At 44.2% G+C, this 22276-nt stretch carries 18 protein-coding genes, 1 tRNA gene and 1 rRNA gene; 12 read left to right on the top strand and 8 right to left on the bottom strand.

Annotation, left to right across the window (positions count from 1 at the left end):
* Positions 1–160 precede the first annotated feature (160 nt).
* Positions 161–276 (top strand): 5S ribosomal RNA (gene rrf / locus IQO02_RS00005).
* 67 nt (positions 277–343) lie between these two features.
* Positions 344–420 (top strand) — tRNA-Asp (locus IQO02_RS00010).
* A gap of 672 nt (positions 421–1092) precedes the next feature.
* Here IQO02_RS00010 and IQO02_RS00015 read toward each other — a convergent pair.
* Genes IQO02_RS00015 through hemC form a run of 4 tightly spaced genes read right to left on the bottom strand, consistent with a single transcriptional unit; the run spans position 1093 to position 5189 of the window.
* A complete protein-coding gene (locus tag IQO02_RS00015) occupies positions 1093–2274 on the bottom strand; it encodes a heme biosynthesis protein HemY (RefSeq protein WP_010438807.1) in 1182 nt (393 codons plus the stop codon).
* Positions 2274–3500 carry a uroporphyrinogen-III C-methyltransferase gene (locus tag IQO02_RS00020; RefSeq protein ID WP_010438805.1) on the bottom strand — a complete coding sequence of 409 codons (1227 nt, stop codon included), beginning with the start codon at positions 3498–3500 and terminating at the stop codon, positions 2274–2276. Before IQO02_RS00020 ends, IQO02_RS00015 begins: the two co-directional genes overlap by 1 nt.
* A gap of 19 nt (positions 3501–3519) precedes the next feature.
* The gene (locus IQO02_RS00025) at positions 3520–4248 is read right to left on the bottom strand and encodes a uroporphyrinogen-III synthase (protein WP_010438803.1); all 729 of its coding nucleotides are present in this window, start codon (positions 4246–4248) and stop codon (positions 3520–3522) included.
* A 2-nt stretch (positions 4249–4250) separates the two neighbouring features.
* The gene (hemC, locus tag IQO02_RS00030) at positions 4251–5189 is read right to left on the bottom strand and encodes a hydroxymethylbilane synthase (protein ID WP_010438801.1); all 939 of its coding nucleotides are present in this window, start codon (positions 5187–5189) and stop codon (positions 4251–4253) included.
* Between the two features lie 344 nt (positions 5190–5533).
* Between hemC and IQO02_RS00035 the strand changes: the two genes are divergently transcribed.
* Positions 5534–8062: a class I adenylate cyclase gene (locus IQO02_RS00035; protein WP_016784010.1), complete on the top strand. Its 2529-nt coding sequence runs from the start codon at positions 5534–5536 to the stop codon at positions 8060–8062.
* Between the two features lie 68 nt (positions 8063–8130).
* On the opposite strand, the gene cyaY is transcribed toward IQO02_RS00035, so the two are convergent.
* Positions 8131–8445 carry an iron donor protein CyaY gene (gene cyaY, locus IQO02_RS00040; protein WP_010438796.1) on the bottom strand — a complete coding sequence of 105 codons (315 nt, stop codon included), beginning with the start codon at positions 8443–8445 and terminating at the stop codon, positions 8131–8133.
* Between the two features lie 75 nt (positions 8446–8520).
* On the opposite strand from cyaY, the gene lptM reads away from it, so the two are divergent.
* From lptM to IQO02_RS00080, 8 genes are all read left to right on the top strand, one after another.
* A complete protein-coding gene (gene lptM, locus IQO02_RS22525) occupies positions 8521–8637 on the top strand; it encodes an LPS translocon maturation chaperone LptM (RefSeq protein WP_022570868.1) in 117 nt (38 codons plus the stop codon).
* A 42-nt stretch (positions 8638–8679) separates the two neighbouring features.
* Complete coding sequence (gene lysA, locus IQO02_RS00050; protein WP_010438789.1) at positions 8680–9933, top strand: diaminopimelate decarboxylase; 1254 nt, start codon at positions 8680–8682, stop codon at positions 9931–9933.
* Between the two features lie 11 nt (positions 9934–9944).
* Positions 9945–10775: a diaminopimelate epimerase gene (dapF, locus tag IQO02_RS00055; RefSeq protein WP_016784009.1), complete on the top strand. Its 831-nt coding sequence runs from the start codon at positions 9945–9947 to the stop codon at positions 10773–10775.
* 45 nt (positions 10776–10820) lie between these two features.
* Positions 10821–11519: a DUF484 family protein gene (locus IQO02_RS00060; RefSeq protein WP_010438784.1), complete on the top strand. Its 699-nt coding sequence runs from the start codon at positions 10821–10823 to the stop codon at positions 11517–11519.
* Positions 11488–12420, top strand: a complete 933-nt coding sequence (xerC, locus tag IQO02_RS00065; protein WP_010438782.1) for a tyrosine recombinase XerC — start codon at positions 11488–11490, stop codon at positions 12418–12420. The genes IQO02_RS00060 and xerC overlap by 32 nt, the downstream gene beginning before the upstream one ends.
* Positions 12421–12435: 15 nt before the next feature.
* Positions 12436–13152, top strand: a complete 717-nt coding sequence (gene yigB, locus IQO02_RS00070; RefSeq protein WP_016791841.1) for a 5-amino-6-(5-phospho-D-ribitylamino)uracil phosphatase YigB — start codon at positions 12436–12438, stop codon at positions 13150–13152.
* 168 nt (positions 13153–13320) lie between these two features.
* A complete protein-coding gene (locus IQO02_RS00075) occupies positions 13321–15819 on the top strand; it encodes an EAL domain-containing protein (protein WP_016791842.1) in 2499 nt (832 codons plus the stop codon).
* Between the two features lie 192 nt (positions 15820–16011).
* Positions 16012–18492, top strand: a complete 2481-nt coding sequence (locus IQO02_RS00080; RefSeq protein ID WP_016791843.1) for an EAL domain-containing protein — start codon at positions 16012–16014, stop codon at positions 18490–18492.
* Positions 18493–18624: 132 nt separating this feature from the next.
* Here the strand turns inward: IQO02_RS00080 and IQO02_RS00085 are convergent, their stop codons facing one another.
* Entirely contained in the window at positions 18625–19221 is a 597-nt protein-coding gene (locus IQO02_RS00085) for a tRNA-uridine aminocarboxypropyltransferase (protein WP_010438769.1), read from the bottom strand.
* 2 nt (positions 19222–19223) lie between these two features.
* Positions 19224–20768, bottom strand: coding sequence for a COG3650 family protein (locus IQO02_RS00090; protein WP_010438767.1), 1545 nt, complete (start codon positions 20766–20768; stop codon positions 19224–19226).
* Positions 20769–20807: 39 nt separating this feature from the next.
* Between IQO02_RS00090 and IQO02_RS00095 the strand changes: the two genes are divergently transcribed.
* Positions 20808–21275 carry an EVE domain-containing protein gene (locus tag IQO02_RS00095; protein WP_004740480.1) on the top strand — a complete coding sequence of 156 codons (468 nt, stop codon included), beginning with the start codon at positions 20808–20810 and terminating at the stop codon, positions 21273–21275.
* 87 nt (positions 21276–21362) lie between these two features.
* Here IQO02_RS00095 and IQO02_RS00100 read toward each other — a convergent pair whose 3' ends face one another.
* Positions 21363–22190, bottom strand: a complete 828-nt coding sequence (locus IQO02_RS00100) for a Cof-type HAD-IIB family hydrolase (protein ID WP_016791844.1) — start codon at positions 22188–22190, stop codon at positions 21363–21365.
* Between the last annotated feature and the right edge of the window lie 86 nt (positions 22191–22276).

Genomic DNA, 22276 nt, shown 5'->3' on the forward strand with positions numbered 1-22276 from the left:
GCTAACCTGTACTAATTGCCCGTGAGGCTTAACCATACAACACCCAAGGGGTTTTGTGGACTCAATAGAAAGACAGACCTTGAATGCGTTTGAAGAGATACTTTTAAATCAGTTTTCCGAATTATTAATTGCCGCTAACGCGTCAATTAAACCAAATTTGCTTGGCGACCATAGCATTGTGGACCCACCTGATTCCATGCCGAACTCAGAAGTGAAACACAATAGCGCCGATGGTAGTGTGGGGCTTCCCCATGTGAGAGTAGGACATCGCCAGGCTTTAAATTAAATCTTTAGGTTGACCAACCTGGAGATATGGACGCTCACTTAGTGAGTTGACCACTGCGGAGTGGTAGTTCAGTTGGTTAGAATACCGGCCTGTCACGCCGGGGGTCGCGGGTTCGAGTCCCGTCCACTCCGCCACTTATTAGAAAGCCCTGCTAGTAATAGCAGGGCTTTTTTACATTTGAAGAAAGTGTTTTGCTTTTAGATTGTATGGGTGCGGTAAAGGCATCGAGCCCCTGCACTTAACGCTATGCCGGCACATATTAGAAAGCCTAGTCTGACGACTAGGCTTTCGTCGTTTACGACGTATGAGTTTGAATATTCGTTTCCGAGTTCTGTCGAAGTGTTGTTCGCTGATCATGACCTTTCATTGGTTAACCTTTCAGAGTGTCTAAGAACGGCTTACTTATTATTAAGCTGAGCGTCGATAAAAATAACAAGCTTTTAACGTTCTATAGCTGGATATGGATAGTTACTTAATGGCTAACTTACCGTGGTTTGAATTTACTGGTAAATATCTTTAAACATCTTCTGTTACTCTCGAAATGAACGTCATTCACTGTGGGGGTATAGGTATCACTTCATCGACTAAGCTTCTTGAATCTCTTTTAAAGAGCTTGCTCAAAAAAAACGAGACACAGCTAAAGTAGCTTTCCGTGTGTTTAGGTGCCTCTATTGAATAATACTTGTTTTGGTTATTTTGGGTGTGTAGGGAGGTGGTTTATAGATAGTGTAGAGGCGATCTTGGGATAAACAGAAGATACAAAAAAGCCGATGCTAGGCATCGGCTTCGTGTTAGTTATTATTAGCTTAAGATGGTTGAACTAAAGTCAGAGCTTTACGAGAAACTTCGTGGGCTGCTTTCGTTAAGTTCTGTTTTTCTAACGCGTCGGATAGGTATCCGTAATCTGATACGTTTGAGCGAAGTGCCAATGCCTTTTCAAAATGGTTTTGTGCTTCCGCCCATTTCTGTTCTCTGAGGTAGAATTGAGCTAATGCGCTATGCGCTTCAGCATTGCTATCATCCTTACTGATAGCACGTTCTAACATCACTACTATTGGGTGGTGATCGGCCAGGTTAAGCTCAGGTAAAAGCATGTAAAGCTCATTTGAACCATTCTTCGCAATGTTCTCTTTAATCACTGTGAACGCTTCTGAGTCAGCTTTACGAGCTATCAGTTGTTTAACAAAACATGACACTAAGTGTGAGCTTTGTTTCTGTTTTCTAGAAAGCCTATTCCAATGGCTGATTAAACCTTCGCTGCCTTGTTGTTGTGCGACATCGTGAAGCAAACCACACTGAGCTTTCTGTTCTAACTCAACTTGCTCATCAGCCGTAAGAAGCTTGTTTTTAGCTAGCTTAGGCGTTAACTCTAGTAATGGCTGCCAGAGTTTAAGCTGCGTGTAAGTGGCTTTTAGTAGGCCAAGTACAGCCGTGTTGTTTGGGTAGGAGCCTTTTAGGGTAGAAAGTGTATCGAATGCGGCTTCGTAGTTCGACTCACTGATCTGTTGTTTTGCTTTAGTTAGCTCAACGGCTAGTAGAGAGTCCTCTTGTTGGCTAGCAAGTTCGATATACTTATCACGGTCACTGGTATTACCTTGTTCATGAGCAGCTTGAGATGCGACTAAATAACAAAGCAGAGGCATGTCGTGATGGTTAGCCCAACGAGTCACTTTTTTCTCTGCGCCTTTCCAGTCACCTTCCAGAAGTTTGATGATTCCTTCATTGGTATAACGACGAGAGCGTTTTAGCTTGCGTACGCTGAACCAGTTCCAAGTTGTTGAGCTTGCGTAAATTAGCTTTTTAAATAGGTACTCTAGGCCGAATAAAGCGGCTAAAAGAGCAATCACAAAAATAACCAGGGTCGTTACACTCATCTCGATAGTCTTATTAGCAATCGAGATCAATACATAACCTTGTTGACCTGAGAACTGGGTACCAACAAACAGACCTGCACCCAGTATGAGAAAAAGAAAAATCCAACGAATCATTATTTTTCCTCCGTGGTCATAACGGTCATTTCACGACGCAGACGTTCGCGTATTACATCTGACAACTCATTTTGAGACTCAAGTTTCACTGGGTATTTTACAGAGATGTTTTGTTCGCTTAACTGTTTGATAGCCTTCTCAAACTCGATTACCGACTGGTTGTCTTGGTTTAGGTAAGCCGTCGACCATTCGTTAGCCGTTTTAAGCGCTGCGTTATAAACATCACCTTGTTCTTTGTACACAGCACGAATAGCGGTTTCGAGTTTGCCTTTAATGTTTTCACGTAGGTAGAAGTGTTGTTCTGGAGACAGTAGTGGTATTACTTCGCCATCACGGCTACGAAACGTAATAAAGTTTTCTGAGAAGTCTTTCATCGACGTCATTAGGTTGTTTTGCCAATCATTAATATCACCTGATACCGCTTTTTTCTTAACAACGGCAGCCTCAGGCAGGATTGCATTGGCAAGCGGTAGGTGGTCGACTTGTTGTTGAAGACTTGTAATTCGCAATACTAGGCCATCACGATCGATCAGAGGGATCGTACGAAGCTTGGTAATGTCATTAGTCATTGATTGACGGAGAGATACTAAGCTAGGGTCATTTAACGCTGCGATACGTTGATCGGCACTTTCCATGAGTTTGGTTGCGCTAACGGCATCATGTTCGAGAAACAACTTGCGGCCAGCAAGTTTCACAAGGTAATCGGCTTCGGCAAGTAACCAGTCATTAGGGCGACGGCCTTTTACATCAGCAACGGCTAGTTGAAGGCTTTGAATGCTCTTTTGCTGTTGGGATTGCACTACCTGAGTTTTCTCTACTGCATGTGATGCTTCTTGGATGGTCTCTTGCTTGATAGTTTGGAGATCTTTATTTACTGCAGACTGAGTATTTTTCAGTTCAACTTGTAGGGCTGCAATTTCCGCCGAGTATTCAGCACTCTTTTGCTGCATTTGAAATGCGATACCGCCACTGAAAATAATAGAAATAGCGATCGCAATTGCGCCTAATTTGACACCGCGCTTACCTTGTTTCTCGGCTTTTTCTATTTGCTCTTGGTGCTCTGCTTGAGTCTCATCATTTTGAGCTACATTTGACACTGAGCCATCAAGCTTATCTTCTGGCTGTTTTGTCTCTTCAGATTCAGCTTTTTCGTTTTCAACAACTACTGTCTGAGTCTCTTGTTTCTTTTCAGGTTCAATATGCTCGTTATTTTTTTTGCTTGTCATGCTTATTTCCTGTTTCTAGCTAAGGCCGGAGAGCAGCCAGTAATATTTGGTTCGTAGCACTGTGAGTATTAGTTACGTCAGCGAAACCGAGTTGTTGTGCTCGTTCCACTATGCGCTGGCTTGGGACAAATAGTTGTCTTGTTGAAAGCCAAGCCAAATACTCATCAGGAGTAATTGAGCGGAGATATTCCAATTGCTCCTGACTAGTGATGACAACTTTGGATGTTTTTTCGTTTATCCATGCTTGATAGGTATTGTGGTCGCTAATAGGAATATATTCTCTACGGTAGGTCTCACAATAAGAGACTTGTGCGCCTCTGTTAAGTAAAGAGTCTCTAATGAGCTCGCGTCCACCATTACCACGCAGTATCAAAATGGATTTATTATTTACATCATTAAGTTCAGTAAGTTTAAGAAGATGTTCACTATCACTAACTTGAGGATAGTTTACTTTTTGTTTACAGACTTTGCTTAAAACGTGCGCAGTTTTTTGACCAACGCCAAGATAAAGCGGCGAAGATGGCCAAATAGATGCAGTTTTAGAAAGGATGTTTTGGGCCGCGGTCACAGCGTGATAGCTGACGGCGATGATAATATCGCTGTTCTTAAGCAGGGTGCTTAAATTCGATGAGGGTGGATTATCAACGATGCGAATAAGCGGATGGTGGATTGCTTGAATCCCTTCATCCGCTAGTTGTTGGCAAAGCGATTGTCCCTCTGGGCCGGGACGAGTTACCAACACTGTCATGGCTAATCTTGGTCTGCGTATAGTTTGGTTAAGATTTCTCTCGCACCGTCATCCAGCAATTGATTTGCCAGAGTAACGCCAAGTGCTTCTGCATCTTTGCGAAGGCCAGAGATCTCACCACGAACCATTTTAGAACCATCCGGTTCGCCAACTAACGCACGTAGCCAGATATTATCGCCATCTAGTAGTGAGTAGCTGCCAATAGGAACCTGACAACCACCTTCTAGGGTAAGGTTCATTGCACGTTCGCATAGCACGCGATCAGCGGTATCTTTGTGGTTTAGTGGTTCAAGAAGCTTAATTAGACGTTCATCATCAAGACGGCATTCAATACCGACAGCGCCTTGGCCCACTGCTGGTAAAGACTGCTCTGGTTCGATAAAGCTACGGATACGCTCTTCTAGCTCTAGTCGCTTAAGACCAGCTGCCGCTAGGACGATAGCATCGTATTGGCCGTCATCGAGTTTACCTAGACGAGTTCCTACGTTGCCGCGTAGTTCTTTGATGATCAAGTCAGGGCGGTATTCCAGTAGCTGACATTGACGACGCAGGCTGCACGTACCAACGACAGCGCCTTGTGGCAATTCATCAATGTTGTTGTATGTGTTTGATACGAAAGCGTCACGAGGATCTTCACGTTCACAAATCGTCACCAGACCTAGACCTTCAGGGAAGTCGACAGGCACATCTTTCATTGAGTGAACCGCTAGGTCAGCACGACCTTCTAGCATGGCTACTTCGAGTTCTTTAACGAACAACCCTTTACCACCTACTTTCGCAAGAGGAGTGTCTAGGATGATGTCACCTTTGGTCACCATAGTTACCAACTCAACCTCTAAACCAGGGTGAGCAGCTTGCAGTGCATCCCTTACAAAGTATGCCTGCCAAAGGGCAAGAGGGCTTTTTCTGGTTGCGATACGGATTGGTGCTGAATTTGTCATGGTGTTTCCGATATAGGTTCTGTAATAACCTAATCCTACCATTGTGAGGCGAAAATTCTTACTGTTTGATCGCTTCCCCCTTTTATAGCTGAGGGATTTTCACTAGTTCACCAAAATAGTGTGATTGGTATCTCATTTGAAACATGGGCTATTATTAGAAATAGTCAATACAGAGGACACTACGGCGCCGTGAGTTTAACTTTTTGTCATTAAAGAATTGGCCAGCATGACAAGCTCCTTTGCTTTACCATTAGGGGTAAAAGTGTTAAATTGATCACGTTTTGTTGCTCCTTTCGTTCAGTAACTAAACAGAAGTGCATTTAATCTCAAACCAAGGACTTACCTTGCAGGCTTACACTCAGACTTTGATTCAACGATTAGACAATCTAAATCAGCAGCGCATTGATCGTGCGTTGGCGTTGATGAATGTCCAAGGTCAGCGAGTTTTTAACCTTATTCCCACACTGCTTCATTTCAATCATCCCATGATGCCTGGTTATTACGACCAGCAAGTTCCTTTTGGAATTCATAGCTTCACGCTTAACTCATTCCAAAAGCAATTTGTCTCAGATACTGAATTAACACTTGGTGGCAAGCTGACCGAAGCGGCTGAACCTGCAATTCTTGGTCTTTACACCATGGGTAGCACTTCTTCTATTGGCCAAAGTACCTCAAGCGACCTCGATATCTGGGTTTGTGTTTCTCCAGATATGGACGGTGCATCGCGCGATAGCCTGACTAACAAATGTTTGCTTATTACCGATTGGGCTGAAACCTTAGGGGTTGAAGCAAACTTCTTCTTAATGGATGGAGAACGTTTTCGTTCAAATCATTCTGAAGAGATGACTGGCGATAACTGTGGTTCTTCACAACATTTGCTATTACTTGATGAGTTTTATCGCTCTGCAGTTCGTTTGGCTGGCCAGCGTTTGTTATGGCAGATCATTCCACCAGAAATGGAGGAGTGTTACGACCAATATGTTCAAGGTTTATGTCAGGATGGTTATCTTGATTGCTCGCAGTGGATCGACTTTGGTAAGTTGAATCGCATTCCTGCCGAAGAGTACTTTGGTTCAAACCTATGGCAACTTTATAAGAGTATCGACTCACCGTATAAATCGGTTTTGAAGGCTATTCTGTTAGAAGCTTATTCATGGGAGTACCCACATACTCAACTGCTTAGCATTGATACCAAGCGTCGCTTCTTTGCGGACGAACCTGATCTTTACGGCATGGATAGCTATTATCTGATGCTTGAGAAGGTAACGCGCTATTTAGAACGCATTAACGACCATACTCGATTGGATTTAGTTAGACGTTGTTTCTACCTCAAGACCCACGAAAAGTTGTCGCGCGAAGCAGGTAATGGTTCTGTTGCATGGCGTCGTGAAGCCTTGACCGAGATGACTAAATCTTGGAATTGGGGACATGAAACGATCGCTGAGCTCGACAACCGCCGTAACTGGAAAGTTGAGCAAGTTAAAGTGGTGCACCATGCACTGCTTGATGCCTTGATGTTGAGCTACCGTAACCTGATTCAATTTGCACGTCGCAATGACATTACTTCAGCTATCAGCCCACAAGACATCAGTATTTTAGCTCGCAAGCTCTATGCTGCGTTTGAAGTTTTACCTGGCAAAGTGACGCTATTGAACCCTCAAATTTCCCCTGATTTACATGAATCGGATTTGAGTTTTATTGAGGTGCGCCAAGGCCAGGCGAACAAAGCGGGCTGGTACTTGTATAAACAACCATTGATTGCACACCGCATTCTTGGTCAGCCATCTTTAGAGCATCATGAGTACTTGAGTAAGTTGGTTGCTTGGTCATTCTTTAATGGTTTGATTACCGAATCGACTCGTTTACATTCTGTTGTTCGTGATGCTCATATTGATATTGATAAGTTCTATCAAATGGTCAGTGACCTGAGAAATACTTTTTCTTTGCGTAAGCGCCGCCCAAGCATGCAAGCGCTGGCCAGTCCATGTGAAATAAGCCAGCTGGCGATGTTCATCAACTTTGAGAATGATCCGACTTCTGAGTTGAGTCCTCGTGAATTGAAGCTTGATCTTAAGAATGCCGATATCTTCAGTTTTGGTGAAGAAGGTAAGAGCTTGGTTGGGAGTGTTGATCTGGTTTATCGTAATTCTTGGCATGAAGTGCGTACGCTTCATTTTCAAGGTGATACCGCGATGTTGGACGCCCTTAAAACTGTACTGGGTAAAATGCACCAAGATGCTTTACCGCCAGAATCAGTTGATGTGTTCTGTTACAGCAAAAACCTACGTGGTGTGATGCGTAACATGGTGTATCAGTTGTTGGCTGAGTGCATTGATTTGCGATTGAAACCGATTGAGCCTGAAAAGCGTCGTCGTTTTAAGGCTATCCGTTTAGCTAACAAAATGTTTGGTCTGTTCTTTGAACGTCGTGGTGTCTCGGTACAGATGCTGGAAAACTCGGTTGATTTCTATCGTAGTATTTCAACCAACAAGCTGAAGGGCTCGCCTTTACAGATGCTAGATAAAGAGCAAGAGTATCAATTACCCGAAGTGGTTGATGGTTTTGCTAGTGAGGGTTTAATCCAGTTCTTTTTTGAAGACACGGATAAAGGCTTCAATATTTATGTATTGGATGAATCGAATCAAGTTGAGGTGTACCACCAATACAGTGGTGAAAAAGATGAGATGATCGCAAGCGTGAACTCTTTCTACACTTCAGTAAAAGATGAAACGAAGGTGTCCTCTAGGTTGATTAATTTCAATCTACCTCAGTACTATCAAATTGTTCATCCGGAAGAAGGCAACTCTTATGTCGTGCCTTATCGTAACGATGCTACTTTGTCTTCTCGTAGCTCGAAGATAGTCAATATCTAAGTTTTTGAGCCGACAGATATTAAAAAGGAGTGATTGATTCACTCCTTTTTCCTTTCGCTTACAAATGATTAGACCCAATTGATCTCTTCACCTGCATGTTTCACGCATTCTTCTTTCACCATCTCAAACAATTCCATGCCTGTTTTTGAGCATGTCCATTTGTCATCAATTAACTTGAAGTGAAAGCCACCAGATTTAGAGGCTAACCAGATTTCACGCATTGGTTCTTGGCGGTTGATAATAATTTGGCTGCGGTTTTCAAACTCTAGTGTCATCACGTTACCAGTCACTTCGTAATCAACATCTGCCTCTGATTCATCGATAGCTTCTTCGATGTTTTGCATCTGTATATCGACCAGTTGATGAAATTCAGTATCGTTCATCCTTTCTATCCTATTGCTTTTCCTGAGTGTGGTGCGATTATAGGGGGCATTGAGTTAATAATCACGATATGCAAAATGAAAAAATTAATTACCGCTCTGTTTATGGTGTCCGTTATTGGACTTTCTGGTTGTGGTCAAACGGGTCCGTTGTACGATCCTGAAGATGTTCAACAGACCGAACAACCACAATAAGTGAAAACACGCAGAAATCGTTATTTATAAGGGATAAGAACTTTGGATTACTTCAACTATCAGGAAGATGGCCAGCTTTGGGCTGAGGACGTCGCACTTTCACAACTAGCAGAGCAATATGGTACACCGCTGTATGTATATTCTCGTGCAACATTAGAACGCCACTGGAATGCGTTTGATTCATCGGTTGGTGAGCACCCACACTTAGTGTGTTATGCCGTTAAAGCTAACTCAAACCTCGGCGTATTGAATACTTTGGCTCGTTTGGGCTCTGGTTTTGATATTGTTTCTGGTGGTGAGTTAGAGCGTGTGGTTGCTGCAGGTGGCGATCCAGCTAAAGTTGTGTTCTCTGGTGTTGGTAAGACAGCCGCAGAAATGAAGCGTGCGCTTGAGTTAAACATTAAGTGTTTCAATGTAGAGTCTGAGCCAGAACTAGAGCGACTAAATAAAGTTGCAGGTGAACTTGGTGTTAAAGCGCCGATTTCTCTGCGTATCAACCCAGACGTTGATGCGAACACTCACCCTTACATTTCTACAGGTCTGCGTGACAACAAGTTTGGTATTGCGTTCGACCGTGCCCCTGCCGTCTATGCTTTTGCAAAAACACTCGATAACTTGTCTATCCATGGTATTGATTGTCACATCGGTTCTCAGTTAACCGATATCGAACCTTTTATCGATGCCACTGATCGCCTGCTCGCGCTGATTGATCAGCTGCGTTCTGATGGGATTAACATCAAACACCTTGATGTCGGCGGCGGCCTTGGTGTGGTTTATCGTGATGAATTACCACCACAGCCTTCAGATTACGCAAAAGCTTTATTGGCTCGCTTAGACAATCATTCTGATCTAGAGCTGATTTTCGAGCCTGGAAGAGCGATTGCTGCTAACGCTGGTGTATTATTGACGAAAGTCGAGTTCCTCAAGCCAACAGAGCATAAGAACTTTGCCATCATCGATGCGGCAATGAACGACCTGATGCGCCCAGCACTTTATCAAGCTTGGCAAGATATTGTGCCAGTCAGCCCTCGTCAGGGTGAAGCCGTGACTTACGACTTGGTTGGTCCGATCTGTGAAACGGGTGACTTCTTAGGTAAAGATCGTGACCTTGTTCTGGAAGAAGGCGACCTACTAGCAGTTCGTTCAGCTGGTGCTTATGGCTTCGCGATGTCATCTAACTACAACACTCGTTCGCGTGCGGCTGAAGTGATGGTGGATGGCGATAAAACTCACTTGGTTCGTCAGCGTGAAGAGCTTACGAGTTTGTGGGAACTTGAAAACATTCTTCCGGAGTAATTTTAAGCGTTATGCACTTCCATTTTTCTAAAATGCATGGTTTGGGCAATGATTTCATGGTCGTGGACTGCATTACTCAAAATATTTTCTTTTCTCCAGATTTGATCCGTCGTTTGGCGGATCGTCACACTGGTGTGGGGTTTGATCAGCTACTTGTGGTTGAGGCTCCTTATGACCCAGAAACTGACTTCCATTACCGCATATTCAATGCGGATGGCAGTGAAGTGGAGCAGTGTGGCAATGGTGCTCGTTGTTTTGCACGATTCGTTCGCATGAAAGGCTTAACGAATAAGTACAGCATCAACGTAAGCACTAAGAAAGGTAAAATGGTTCTTAAGATTGAAGACAATGACCAGATCACCGTAAACATGGGTGTTCCTGAGTTCGAACCAGGCAAGATTCCATTCAAGGCGAAACAGTCAGAGAAGACATACATCTTAAGAACGGATGCCCACACTTTATTCTGTGGTGCCGTTAGCATGGGTAATCCACATGTGGTTACCGTTGTTGATGATGTTGATACCGCTGACGTAGACACCTTGGGCCCACTTCTTGAATCGCATGAGCGTTTCCCAGAGCGAGTGAATGCTGGCTTTATGCAAGTGATCAGCCGTGATGAAATTCGTTTGCGTGTTTACGAACGTGGTGCGGGTGAAACTCAAGCATGCGGTAGCGGTGCATGTGGCGCCGTTGCGGTTGGTATCACTCAAGGCTTATTGGCTGAGAATGTGAAAGTTCGTCTGCCTGGAGGTGATTTACAGATCAGCTGGCAAGGTCCGGGTAAGCCTTTGTTTATGACTGGCCCTGCAACGCATGTGTTTGATGGTCAACTTTCTTGCTAAGAACGATTCATCACTCATCGATTCATAAAACATAAAGGATAGGTTTTGTCTTACGTTGAAGCCGACGCACTCACCGCAGAAGTGGTCGCGGAATATTTACGTGATAACCCAGATTTTTTTCAAGACAGGAAAGATTTGGTTGATCGCCTTGCTATCAATAACGTTGAGCAGGGGGCTGTTTCTCTGGTTGAGGTTCAGCTAAAACGCCAACGCCACAGAATCGAAGAGCTCGAAGAAGAGATCACCGGTTTGATGTCGTTGGCTGCAAATAACGATAAGACCTTCTATGAATTTATGGATCTGCAAGCGCAGGTGCTGAAATGCAGTGACTTCATGCAGGTGATAAAAGCTGTTGAGCAAAAAGCGTTAGATCTAGGGCTTAAGGCTCATGTTCGAATCCTTTCGCAATCAGGTTTTTATCAGCTCAATGAAGAGCGTTACTCTAAGTTCTCACTTAACCATTTCAATGGTAAAGATGCTTACTTAGGGCGTTTGAGAAAAACCGACAGACACGATTTGTTTGGTGATTTTCCCGTTCCAGAGCTAGGCTCTTATGTAGTACTACCGCTCGCTAAGCTGTCTCCATTGGGTTTGCTCGCCTTTTCTAGTGAAGATGGCGGACATTTCCAACCCCATATGGACACGCTCTTTTTACGCCATTTAGCGCTGGTAGTAGCTCATTTGGCGGATACCTTACCTTGGCAGATAAATAATGAGCCTAGAGCCCAAAACACCTCTTCCTAGCAGCCTTCAAAAGCCACTTTCTCGCTTCTATGAATATCTCAGAAGCGAGAAGGGACTCAGCCTACACACCCAACGTAATTACAAACAACAGCTTGAAACCATGGCCGCTCATTTAGTAACTCTTGGCCTAAAAGACTGGGGCCAAGTCGATGCGGCGTGGGTAAGACAACTTGCCAGTAAAGGCATGCGAGAGGGAATGAAGGCGAGCAGTATTGCGACGCGCTTATCTTCACTGCGCAGCTTCTTTGATTTCCTTGTGTTACGTGGTGAAATGAACGCTAACCCAGCAAAAGGGGTTTCAGCTCCACGTAAACAACGCCCTTTACCTAAGAACCTCGATGTTGATGAAGTGGGTCAACTGCTTGAAGTGAACGGAGATGACCCATTATCGATTCGTGATCGAGCGATGATGGAAGTGATGTATGGTGCAGGCTTGCGACTCGCTGAATTAGTCGGAATCAACCTTAAAGATGTATTAGGCCGGCAGGGTGAAATCCGAGTGATTGGTAAAGGTGACAAAGAACGTAAAGCGCCGTTTTCTGGTTTAGCTAAAGAGTGGGTCGATAAATGGCTTAAAGTTCGTGGTGAATTGGCTTCACCGGGTGAAACCGCCCTGTTTGTGTCAAAACTAGGGACCCGTATCTCTCATCGCAGCGTACAAAAGCGTATGGAAGAGTGGGGTAAGAAGCAATCCGTCGCGAGTCACATTAGCCCACATAAATTGCGTCACTCTTTTGCAACACATGTGCTTGAGTCGAGCCAAAATCTTCGCGCAGTTCAAGAGTTACTTGGACATGAAAATATCTCGACGACCCAAGTGTATACCCACTTAGATTTCCAGCACCTGGCACAAGCTTATGATCAGGCTCATCCGAGAGCTCGTAAGAAGAATAGAGATTAGATTAAAGGGTTTACTATGCGAATTTATCGAGGGTTAAAGCCCATCAAAGCCATGACCTTTGACTTAGATGACACCTTGTATGACAACTGGCCTGTGATCATGAAGGTTGAGAAGGAGATGGCACAGTGGCTTTATCAAAAGCACCCTGTGTCGGCTTCTTTATCGCTCGAAGAGTGGCAGGGCATCAAGCAGCAAGTCGCATCTGAAAATCCAACCTTAAAACATGATGTCACTGTGTGGCGTGAAACTCAGATTAAAATTGGTTTGCTGCAATTGGGCTATTCTCTGCGGCAAGCAGAACAAGCGGCTCGAGAGGGTATTGAGCATGCCTTGTGGTTGCGTAATCAAGTCGATGTGCCTCAAGAAACACACCGAGTGATGACAGAACTCAGCCAGCGTATTTCGCTCGTTGCGATTACTAATGGTAACGTCGATCCGCATAAAATAGGGTTAGGACAGTACTTTCAGTTAATCCTCAAAGCTGGTCCTGACGGCAAAGCAAAGCCTTACCCTGATATGTTTGATACCGCTCAGCAGTACTTAGAGTTCGATGCTGAGAATATCCTTCATGTTGGTGACCATCTCAGAACTGACGTCTATGGGGCGAAGCGAAATGGCTTCCAAGCATGCTGGTTTAATGATACGGGTTCCAATTTATATCTATCTTCTAAGGCAAGTGTGTTACCTGATGTTGAAATAGATCAGCTCAGCGACCTTATGCGACTCATTTAATCGCCACTATAAGCTTATCGTGTCGCATTTATGATAATGAATTGTTACAGTGGTCGCCATTAAAAGCCGGTTTAGGCTAGGATAATTGGCGGCTATTTTTATAGATTCATTTCAGTCAAGCAGAGGTTGCGGGTTATTCAATTCACTCGATTTTGAACAAGGGTTGGCATGCAAACATTTACATTTCTCGCAAATACTGAGGAGTTATTTAAGTCTCAATTTAATCTGCGAGAGTGGAGTGACAACAAACAATACCTTATCCAGCTCTTTTCTGCTCAATCTTCTGATGTCGCTCGTGGAATCGCGAGTATTGCCTTAAAGCGTTTAAATCGTGCGACGCTAATTGGGCAAAGTGCACGCCATGTTATTTGTGACAACTGCCTTGAAAGTACGTGTACGTTAATCATTATCAGTGAATTTAACGAAACTCGTTTATCTACTGCTGTTCAGCCTTTTACTGGCAACCCTAATTATGACAGCCAAGCGTTAACTGCTCAGTTAAACCTATCTGAAGATACCAAGACCGTGATCAGTCTATGTGATCAGGTTGAAGGTCGTGATTACCCTATCTATAACGCCTTTGAGAATCTGCCTTACGCTTTGCCGGTGGCTGGTGGGTTATGTCATGAGAATGAATTTGGTCGTTGGGTGATGCACAACGAAGAAATTTATCAGCACGCTTGTGTCGCTGTTGCTTTGAGTAACCCTAAATTAAAAGTTTGGTCAGATGCTTATTCTGAGTGGAACCCGATCGGGATGAAGCTGCGAGTAACGCGCGCTGAGGGTCATCGCTTATATGCATTAAATGATAAGCCTGCCATTGAGGTTTTCAAACATTACCTTGCCGATGGAAAAGATCTTCCCTTTAGTCAACTGATGAGCTTTCCACTTTATCGAGAACTTGGCAGAAAGAAGGGGATATCGACACCTTTGCGTATCAACGATGATGGAAGTATCGAGTTTGATAGCCCTTGGCATATCGGTGAAGAAGCGCAGTTCTGCTATAACCATCCGTCTTTGACCGCAGAAAAAGTTCGTCATGGCGCTGAGATGCTGGCCATCCATCAGCCTGAGTCTGTGATTATCTATAACTGCGTCTCTCGACTTGAATTCATCGATAGTAAACTTGAACTGAAGCCATTCGAAGGAATCGTGAATACGTGCGGAGCATACTGCATGGGTGAGCTATATCGTAATGAAGATCGCCAAGAGATACTTCATCATAGTCTTACTTATATTGCGATGAGAGAGTCGGACGAGATCGATGAGTTTCGCTGTGGGGGTTATCAGCGTGACTCTACAGTATCACCATTGCTTAATTTAGTAAGAAATGCCGTTGCTGATCTCGATAGCATGAATATTCAGATGGAGGAAAAACTTCATCAACAGGCACGTCGTTTAACGGAAAGTTATCGTATTGACTCTCGTACCGGGCTGCCTAATCGCATTGTATTAAAAGAACGCCTCAATATGATTCTCTTCACTGAGCACCTGTTGACGCTCAAACTGACCAATTTCCACCAAGTGAACGAGAAATATGGCTACCAAGTAGGGGATCAGTTATTACAGGATCTCTCTAATTACTTTGTAGAGCGATTGCACCTTCGCGTGGTTAAGGAATCCAAGGTAAAGGTAGAGCTGTTCAGTATTGGTGTTGGTGAGTGGGCTATCATCTTTAATGCAAGTGTTGATAGTACAAAGATAGAGCAACGTTTCGTCGAGTTCGCTGATGATATCGAACACACCAACTTTGAACCCTATGGACTCACTGATATTGATTATCTCTCAGTATCGTTATGCGGTGGTTTTGCGAGCCGTTGTGATTTCTTAAGCGACAGCGGTGATCAGATCTTATTAAAGGCCATTGAAGCTCGTCGTTATGGTGTGCGAAATAATACTCACATTACTAATGCTAAGAATATTCAAGTCAGCGAAGAAGATCGTAAGGAGCAACTTGGTTGGTTGAGTTGTGTAAGCCGAGCGATCTTAGATCAGAACATAATTACCTACTCACAACCTATTGTAGCGGCGGGGACTCATGAAATGATCGCTCAAGAGTGCTTGGTCAGAATCATGGAATCAGATGGCTCGATTATCCCTCCTGGTAAGTTCTTACCTATCATTGCTGATACGCATCTTTATACTCGTCTTAGCCGACATATGATTAAAAGCACCATCGGTTATATGGCGGATAAGCAGAGCTCGTTCTCTATCAATCTATCCCCGCAAGATTTATTGAGCGATAAGACGCTTGAGGTTCTTGAGGCGGCGATTAGCGGTATGAATGATCCGACTCGACTTGGTTTAGAGGTTTTAGAATCAGAGCAGATTAAAGACTATGGCCGAATGATTGAGGTATGTGATCACTTCCGTGCTCTAGGGACGAGAATCATTGTCGATGACTTTGGCTCAGGCTATTCCAATATTGATGAAATCATCAAGCTTGAACCGCAAGTCATTAAGTTGGACGGCAGTTTGATTCGCAACATTGATAAGGACGAAAAACAGAGAAATATCACCTCTCAACTGGTGCGTTTATGTCAGGTGTTTAATGCTAAAACAGTCGCTGAATTTGTTCATAACCAACAGGTTTGTGATATCGCGGAGCAAATGGGTGTCGACTACCTACAAGGTTATCACTTTGGTGAGCCTAAGCGATTGTTTTAAAATACAAAGGTCAGGCTGTTATACGATATATCTATTGAACGGCGCGCAATCACAGCTCACCGCCTGGTTTTATTGAAATGAATGATGTTTAACTAACGTCACATTATTAGTACGACGATCGTAATTATTCCGTGCAAGCTGTATTTATAATAAGCACAATGACGAATCATTAACGTAACGATTAATGTGAATATGCAGTCGACCTCTCTCCTGATACAAGACATAGAACAAACCCAACATGAATTGGACAAGATAGATTTTCATAAACATGAAAGTTTGCTGATTCAGGTGTTCTCTTCTTTCGAGAAAGGTTCGGTTTTGGCTGCCTGCCAAGTGATTAAATCGATTTTCCCCAACGCCAAACTCATTGGTTGTAGTGCAAACCACTACATCAGCCAAGGTGTCATCCTGCATCAAGGCCTTTATCTTATTGTCACTCGCTTTGACGCGACGTCTTACACTTGCGGTATTGTGGAATACAGTGAGCAGCCTCTACTCGATAGTGGAATGATGGCGGAGCAGCTGCAGTGTCATGCCGAAACTCAAAGTATCATCTGTTTCGCAGATTGCTTGCAGATAAACAACCGAGCTCTGTTTGCAGCGTTTGAGCAATCGAGGTACTCATTACCTATTTGTGGTGGTGCCTCTACCATTACAGAGGGGGGCCGATGGGTAATGCTCAATGGTGTCTGTTATGAAAATGCCTATGTGATGGTGGCGTTGCACAGCTCAAAGCTTGCCATTACCAAAGGTTATTACACTGAGTGGAATCCAATCGGTCGAACCTTTCGAGTGACGGGCGCTCAAGATAATCGGTTAGCAAAATTGGATGGAATACCGATTCGTGATCTTTATAATCGTTACCTTGCTGATGGTCTGGAAGTCCCTTTTGAACAGTTGCACAACTTCCCTTTGATGGTTGGCGACCCAAAAGAGCAAAATATTCACCTGCCACTTGAGGTCATGGAGTGCGGAGAGATAGAGTTCAGTGGTCAGTTTCAGGTGGGCGATGAGGTCAGATTTTGTTATGACCACCCCTCATTGACTTTAGAGCAAGTTAGGCTTGGCGTTCAACAAATTGCCTCACATAAACCAGAACAGCTCTTTATCTATAACTGCACTTCTCGAATCGACTTTATCGATGGTAACCAAGAGGTAGAGGTTTTCCAAAAGCTGGCGGATACTTACGGTGTTTATTGTATGGGCGAGCTTTATCAAGATACGGGTCAACAAAGAATCTTGCATCATAGCTTAACTTATCTCGCCCTAAGAGAAGGGGAAGGTAAGGCTGCGTTGCCACTCGAAACACAACCAGCAACCAATATATCCCCGCTATTTTCACTGATTCGAAACGCACTGCTTGATGTCGATGATATGAACAACAGTATGGCCAGTAAGATTCAACAGCAAGCGACTGCATTGACTGCGAGCTACCGAATTGATCGCCGTACTGGCCTACCCAATCGAAGTGTACTGCGTGAAGCATTGTCGACAATGAGTTTTGATAGCCATTTATTAACGCTGAAGGTCACCACCTTTGGTCAAATCAATGAGAAGTACGGTTATCGAGTAGGTGATAAGCTTCTGCATGACTTGAGTGAATACCTTCAAAAAGCACTTTTGAAGTTCTTTGATGAGAGTTGCCAACTTTATAGTATTGGCATTGGCGAGTGGGCCGTGGTTTTTGACAGTTGGGCTAGTCAAGAGCAAATCCACCAGCGTTTCTCTGAATTTGCAGATCAAACCGAGCATGTCAACTTTGAGCCAATGGGGTTACCGGATATCGATTATCTTTCGGTTTCAGTCTGTGCTGGTGTCGCGAGTCGTCGCGATTTCCCTACGACCTCCATTGATGATTTATTACTGAAAGCGATTGAAGCTCGACGCAGCGCGGTGAGTCAGAATAAACATCTGGTGAGTGCTAAGGCGTTAATCCAATTAGAGAAGCATCGCCAAGAACAACTCGGTTGGCTATCGTGTGTCAGCCGCGCGGTGCTCAACCAAAATATTGTTGCTTGCTCGCAACCCATTGTGTCGGCACATAGTCATCAATTAGAAAGCTACGAGTGCTTGGTTCGAATCGAAGAAGATGGCCAGTTGATCGCACCGGGTAAGTTCTTACCTATTATTGAGGGTACCCACCTCTATACACGCTTAAGTCGCCAAATGATAACGCGCACCTTTGATTTCATGAGCCAGAGAACCGATTCGTTCTCAATTAACTTAGCGCCACAAGATTTCAGCAATGAGAAAACCATTTTACACCTTGAGCAAGCCATCAAAAAAATTAGCCACCCACAGCGTATTGGTTTAGAGGTGTTAGAAACTGAGCAAATTCAGGATTACGGTCGCTTGATCGAGGTGTGTAATCACTTTCGCGATCTTGGGGTGAATATCATTGTCGATGACTTTGGTTCTGGCTATTCGAACATCGATGAAATATTGAAACTGGAACCACAAGTGATAAAGCTCGATGGCAGCTTGATTCGCAATATCGATAAAGATAAGAAGCAACGCAAAATAGCTCAACAACTCGTCAGTCTGTGTCATATCTTAAACGCTAAGACGGTAGCGGAGTTCGTACATAATGAACAGGTATGTCGAATAGCAGAGGATATGGGGGTTGATTACTTGCAGGGGTATCATTTTGGTGAACCCAAGCGTCTGTTTTGATGGGGCGATTGACGTAGCCGATCGTTTCACGTGAAACACTCATTGGTTCAAAAACTAAAGTGCGATGTAAAAAGGGTGAGCTTATGGCTCACCCTTTGTTTTTAGCTATTTATCTCCAGCATCTGCACTCAACTATTTGAGTGAGTGGCCACACTTATCGGCTTGGAATACTTTTAGATAATGTTGGAAATAGTCATCAATCTGTCGCGCTTGCTCTTCTTCACCTAATGCCTTGAGCAGTTCAACGCCAACCTCACAGGTACACAAATGACCACTGTCTTGGTTGCGGCGCAGAGTGTATGAGGATTCACTGGTAATGTTGAGGTGAGCTTGTGGAATCGCTTGTAACCAAACACTCTTGTTGAGTATTTTCTTCGCTTCTTGCCATGTTCCATCCAAAATAATGAATAGCGGCTTACGATCTCCAGCTACAGATGACACGGCTTGCTGACATTCGATGCTTTTATCACTTGGAAACAATAGAAAAGGCTGTCGTGTTTCATCTTCAAGTAATGCCATTAGATCGGCAGGTGGCGTCTTTCGTTGCCACACGAACGCCTCGCACTTCTCAAGCGATTGTTGCAGCAGTTTCCCTGTATTAGTGTCTCGCGAAAACTCATTCTCGTGAGTCAACAGTACAAGGTCGACTTGGCTCTTAATACTTGGTATTAAATGACAAACGCATTGGTGAGTAAAACCACAACCACCACAAGCTTGTTGGTTACTCATGTTTATAACTTAACTCCGATTTTTGCTGGTGAGATACCATCCGCGAACAAAACCACATCGCTGATATTAGCATTATCTGCGACTGGCGCTACGCTTGGGTTAAGTGGGTAGCTGACACCAGAGTAAGACAGTGTATGTTTCGCCGGTGTTGCCCCACCTCCGCTGACATTGAAGATAAGATCGTGCCAGCCGTGGCTTTGTGATTTGCCAAGGCGGATATCCCCTTTGACCAATGTTACCCGGCTGTTGAAACGCCAGTTGTCTTGATGGTTTTCAAAAATGAGTAAAGTACAGCCTCCAGAGCCACACCAGTTGAGTTGAGCGAGTAACTCTTCTTTACCGTCACCGTTAAGATCGTAAGTCAGCCAACGATACTTAGTGTTGTCCGGTGAGGTGTTATTGATCTTGAAATACTCACGGATCGCTTGGTCGACTTTTTGATCAAGTTGATCGCTCGAGTTAACCTGTTTTGCGGTTAGATCCACGGCCGTGGTCGTGTTTACTTGCGCCTGTTCACTCTTGGCTTCAAATAACACCAAACCGCCATTGGCAATCGGGTAGACAACGTTGCCTACTTTCTCTTTTTCAGCGACCAGCTTGCCGTTGTCGAGCGTGAAGATACGTTCAGAGATTAAGTATTGTTGCTGGTGGCGAGTCATTACCACTTGTACTTGATTTTGGTTCAGTTGCTGCCAGAAGCCTTGTTCAACAATTGAAGGGTCGCCATTGCTGTACGAGTATGTGGTCACAGCGCTGTGATCATCGTTGAGTTCAAGGTTGATAGAGAACCCTGTGTTCTTCGTTGAACTTGCGAAGTAGAGCCCGCTCCAGTTCAGCGTTGGATCTTGATTTGATAATGTCGCACAGCCACTGTAGCTACTGTCATTGAGATTGAGCTTGGCTTCCAAGCCGTAGATTGAGTCGCTCATGCCATCGCTACAGCTTTCTTTTTTGAGATTGAGTTTTCCTTGCGCCGTTTTACCTTCTAATTGGTAATCACGACTGTTTGGTGTGGTGCGGCTTGATTCAATATTTAGGCGTTGTGGTTCTTCGCCCATCTGAGCGTATTTGAGTTGGTCTTTATCGAAGGCTGCGGACCAGAAAGGTTCATTGCCAAATACGCGTGTTGAACGTAGGGGTTGGTCACAACGGTTAGGGTTTTCTGCGGTTAGGATATTCACTTGATCAACCACGAAACGTGCCGTGAAATCTGCGTTATAACCCGTTTGGCTCGGCACAGTTAGGTATCCAATCAGCTCGCCATATAAAGCTTGGTAAGGTCGGGTTGCTAGCCCTTGAGCTTCCAGTGCTAATTCTGGTGATAAATCTAACCAGTATTGTTGTTGGCTACCGCAAGGAGTGAAGGTTCGGCTTTCATGGCCAACCACAACCTGACCACGCATGATGAAGGTTTGCGGTTGGATGCTCAGTGGCTCATCCAAGGTTGCTGGTGGTAGTTCTGGCTTTTGGGGGACATTTGGCGCTGTGACACAGCCTTGTAGAGCGAATGCGACTAGCCATGTCACTGGGTTTTTTATTACCTTCATGTTATATCTTCCTCGGAGCAACCGTTAATTGGATTTATTATGGCATATTGGTTATTTAAAACAGAACCTGACACCTTTTCTATTCAGACTCTGAGAGTACAAAAAACCTCTTGTTGGGAGGGTGTACGCAACTATCAGGCTCGAAACATGATGCGCGATGAAGTTAAGCTTGGAGACCTAGTGATGATATACCATTCATCATGTAAGAAAGTTGGCGTAGCAGGGATCGCCAAAGTAACCAGAGAAGCCTACCCAGACCACTTTCAGTTCGACCCAGAGAGTGATTACTACGATCCTAAGTCTTCACCAGATAACCCGCGCTGGATAATGGTGGATGTCGAGTTTGTTCGAGTGACTGAACGCTTGATTCCCTTAGCAACGCTTAAAGCCATGCCTGAACTATCAGAGATGCCATTGGTGAAGCGCGGTAATCGCTTATCTATCATGCCGGTTACCGAACAAGAGTGGCAGGCAATCTTAAGCAAAGAAGTGCTAGGTTCTCGATAGCGTTAGAGAGAGCTTTTTACGTAAGGTTCAAAAAGGCAGCCAGTTGGCTGCCTTTTTATTTATTAAGATGGCTTCGACGAGACAAGGTTAGAGCAGATGTTTTTCTAAGTAGCGTGCAACCGCATCGTCGGCGTTGCTGCCAATCACTTCATTGTGTGGCAAAGCTTTGAGGACCTTCTCATGCGATGTACCCATCACTAAGCCTTTTCCAGCCATTGAAAGGAGTTCGACATCGTTCATGCCATCACCAAAGGCAATACAGTTCTCAAGTTCTAGGTCTATAGATTGTGCAACGGCTTGTAGCGCATCACCCTTAGACACTTCTGCTGCCATCACTTCTAAACACCAAGGCGTTGAGAATGCGATATTCAGCTTGTCACCAAACTGCTCGTTCAATTTATCTTCGAACGGAACAAGGTGTTCATGTTCTTGATTTGGGTGAGTACAGAAGATTTTAGCAATGCCTTCGGTCGGCGCATTGTCGACGTCATACAGTCGGTATGTAAAACCAGTTTGATCGTGGAAATTCTTCATGGTTTCGTCTTCACGGTTTAGCAACCATTCGTCGTTCATGTAGATATGAATAAAGATCTCAGGGTCTTGTTTGAGAACATTAACTACGCTTTGTACAAGATCCACTGGCAGGTTTTTGGCATACATCAGGTTGTCGTCTTGATCATGCACACGCGCGCCGTTCGAGGTGATCATGTAAGCGGGGATGCCTGTTTGTTTACGAATGCCTGCAACATCAACATGGTGTCGGCCAGTAGCGAAGATAAAGGTATAACCTTGTCCATGTAACTTCGTGAGTGTCTGCTTAGTAAAGTCGCTGAGCTGATGGTTTGGCGCTAACAGCGTACCATCTAAATCGGAGGCAACAATTTTCACGGAATCTTTTAGTGCAGGAATAGTCATTTAACCCTCATTGCAAAATGCTTAACTAAAATCGACACTAGCTAACGCTAGTATTCTCTTTAACTACAATATCTGTACTTGGAAAT

It is taken from the genome of Vibrio sp. OPT24, from assembly GCF_015163545.1.
GTDB lineage: Bacteria > Pseudomonadota > Gammaproteobacteria > Enterobacterales > Vibrionaceae > Vibrio > Vibrio cyclitrophicus.

Excerpts from the sequence above, each read along its gene's own strand:
- hemC (WP_010438801.1), bottom strand. The coding sequence starts at position 5,189 with ATGACAAATTCAGCACCAATCCGTATCGCAACCAGAAAAAGCCCTCTT.
- IQO02_RS00080 (WP_016791843.1), top strand. The coding sequence starts at position 16,012 with ATGCAGTCGACCTCTCTCCTGATACAAGACATAGAACAAACCCAACAT.
- xerC (WP_010438782.1), top strand. The coding sequence starts at position 11,488 with ATGAGCCTAGAGCCCAAAACACCTCTTCCTAGCAGCCTTCAAAAGCCA.
- IQO02_RS00090 (WP_010438767.1), bottom strand. The coding sequence starts at position 20,768 with ATGAAGGTAATAAAAAACCCAGTGACATGGCTAGTCGCATTCGCTCTA.
- IQO02_RS00015 (WP_010438807.1), bottom strand. The coding sequence starts at position 2,274 with ATGATTCGTTGGATTTTTCTTTTTCTCATACTGGGTGCAGGTCTGTTT.
- IQO02_RS00095 (WP_004740480.1), top strand. The coding sequence starts at position 20,808 with ATGGCATATTGGTTATTTAAAACAGAACCTGACACCTTTTCTATTCAG.
- IQO02_RS00085 (WP_010438769.1), bottom strand. The coding sequence starts at position 19,221 with ATGAGTAACCAACAAGCTTGTGGTGGTTGTGGTTTTACTCACCAATGC.
- IQO02_RS00025 (WP_010438803.1), bottom strand. The coding sequence starts at position 4,248 with ATGACAGTGTTGGTAACTCGTCCCGGCCCAGAGGGACAATCGCTTTGC.
- cyaY (WP_010438796.1), bottom strand. The coding sequence starts at position 8,445 with ATGAACGATACTGAATTTCATCAACTGGTCGATATACAGATGCAAAAC.
- IQO02_RS00075 (WP_016791842.1), top strand. The coding sequence starts at position 13,321 with ATGCAAACATTTACATTTCTCGCAAATACTGAGGAGTTATTTAAGTCT.
- IQO02_RS00100 (WP_016791844.1), bottom strand. The coding sequence starts at position 22,190 with ATGACTATTCCTGCACTAAAAGATTCCGTGAAAATTGTTGCCTCCGAT.
- dapF (WP_016784009.1), top strand. The coding sequence starts at position 9,945 with ATGCACTTCCATTTTTCTAAAATGCATGGTTTGGGCAATGATTTCATG.
- IQO02_RS00020 (WP_010438805.1), bottom strand. The coding sequence starts at position 3,500 with ATGACAAGCAAAAAAAATAACGAGCATATTGAACCTGAAAAGAAACAA.
- lptM (WP_022570868.1), top strand. The coding sequence starts at position 8,521 with ATGAAAAAATTAATTACCGCTCTGTTTATGGTGTCCGTTATTGGACTT.
- yigB (WP_016791841.1), top strand. The coding sequence starts at position 12,436 with ATGCGAATTTATCGAGGGTTAAAGCCCATCAAAGCCATGACCTTTGAC.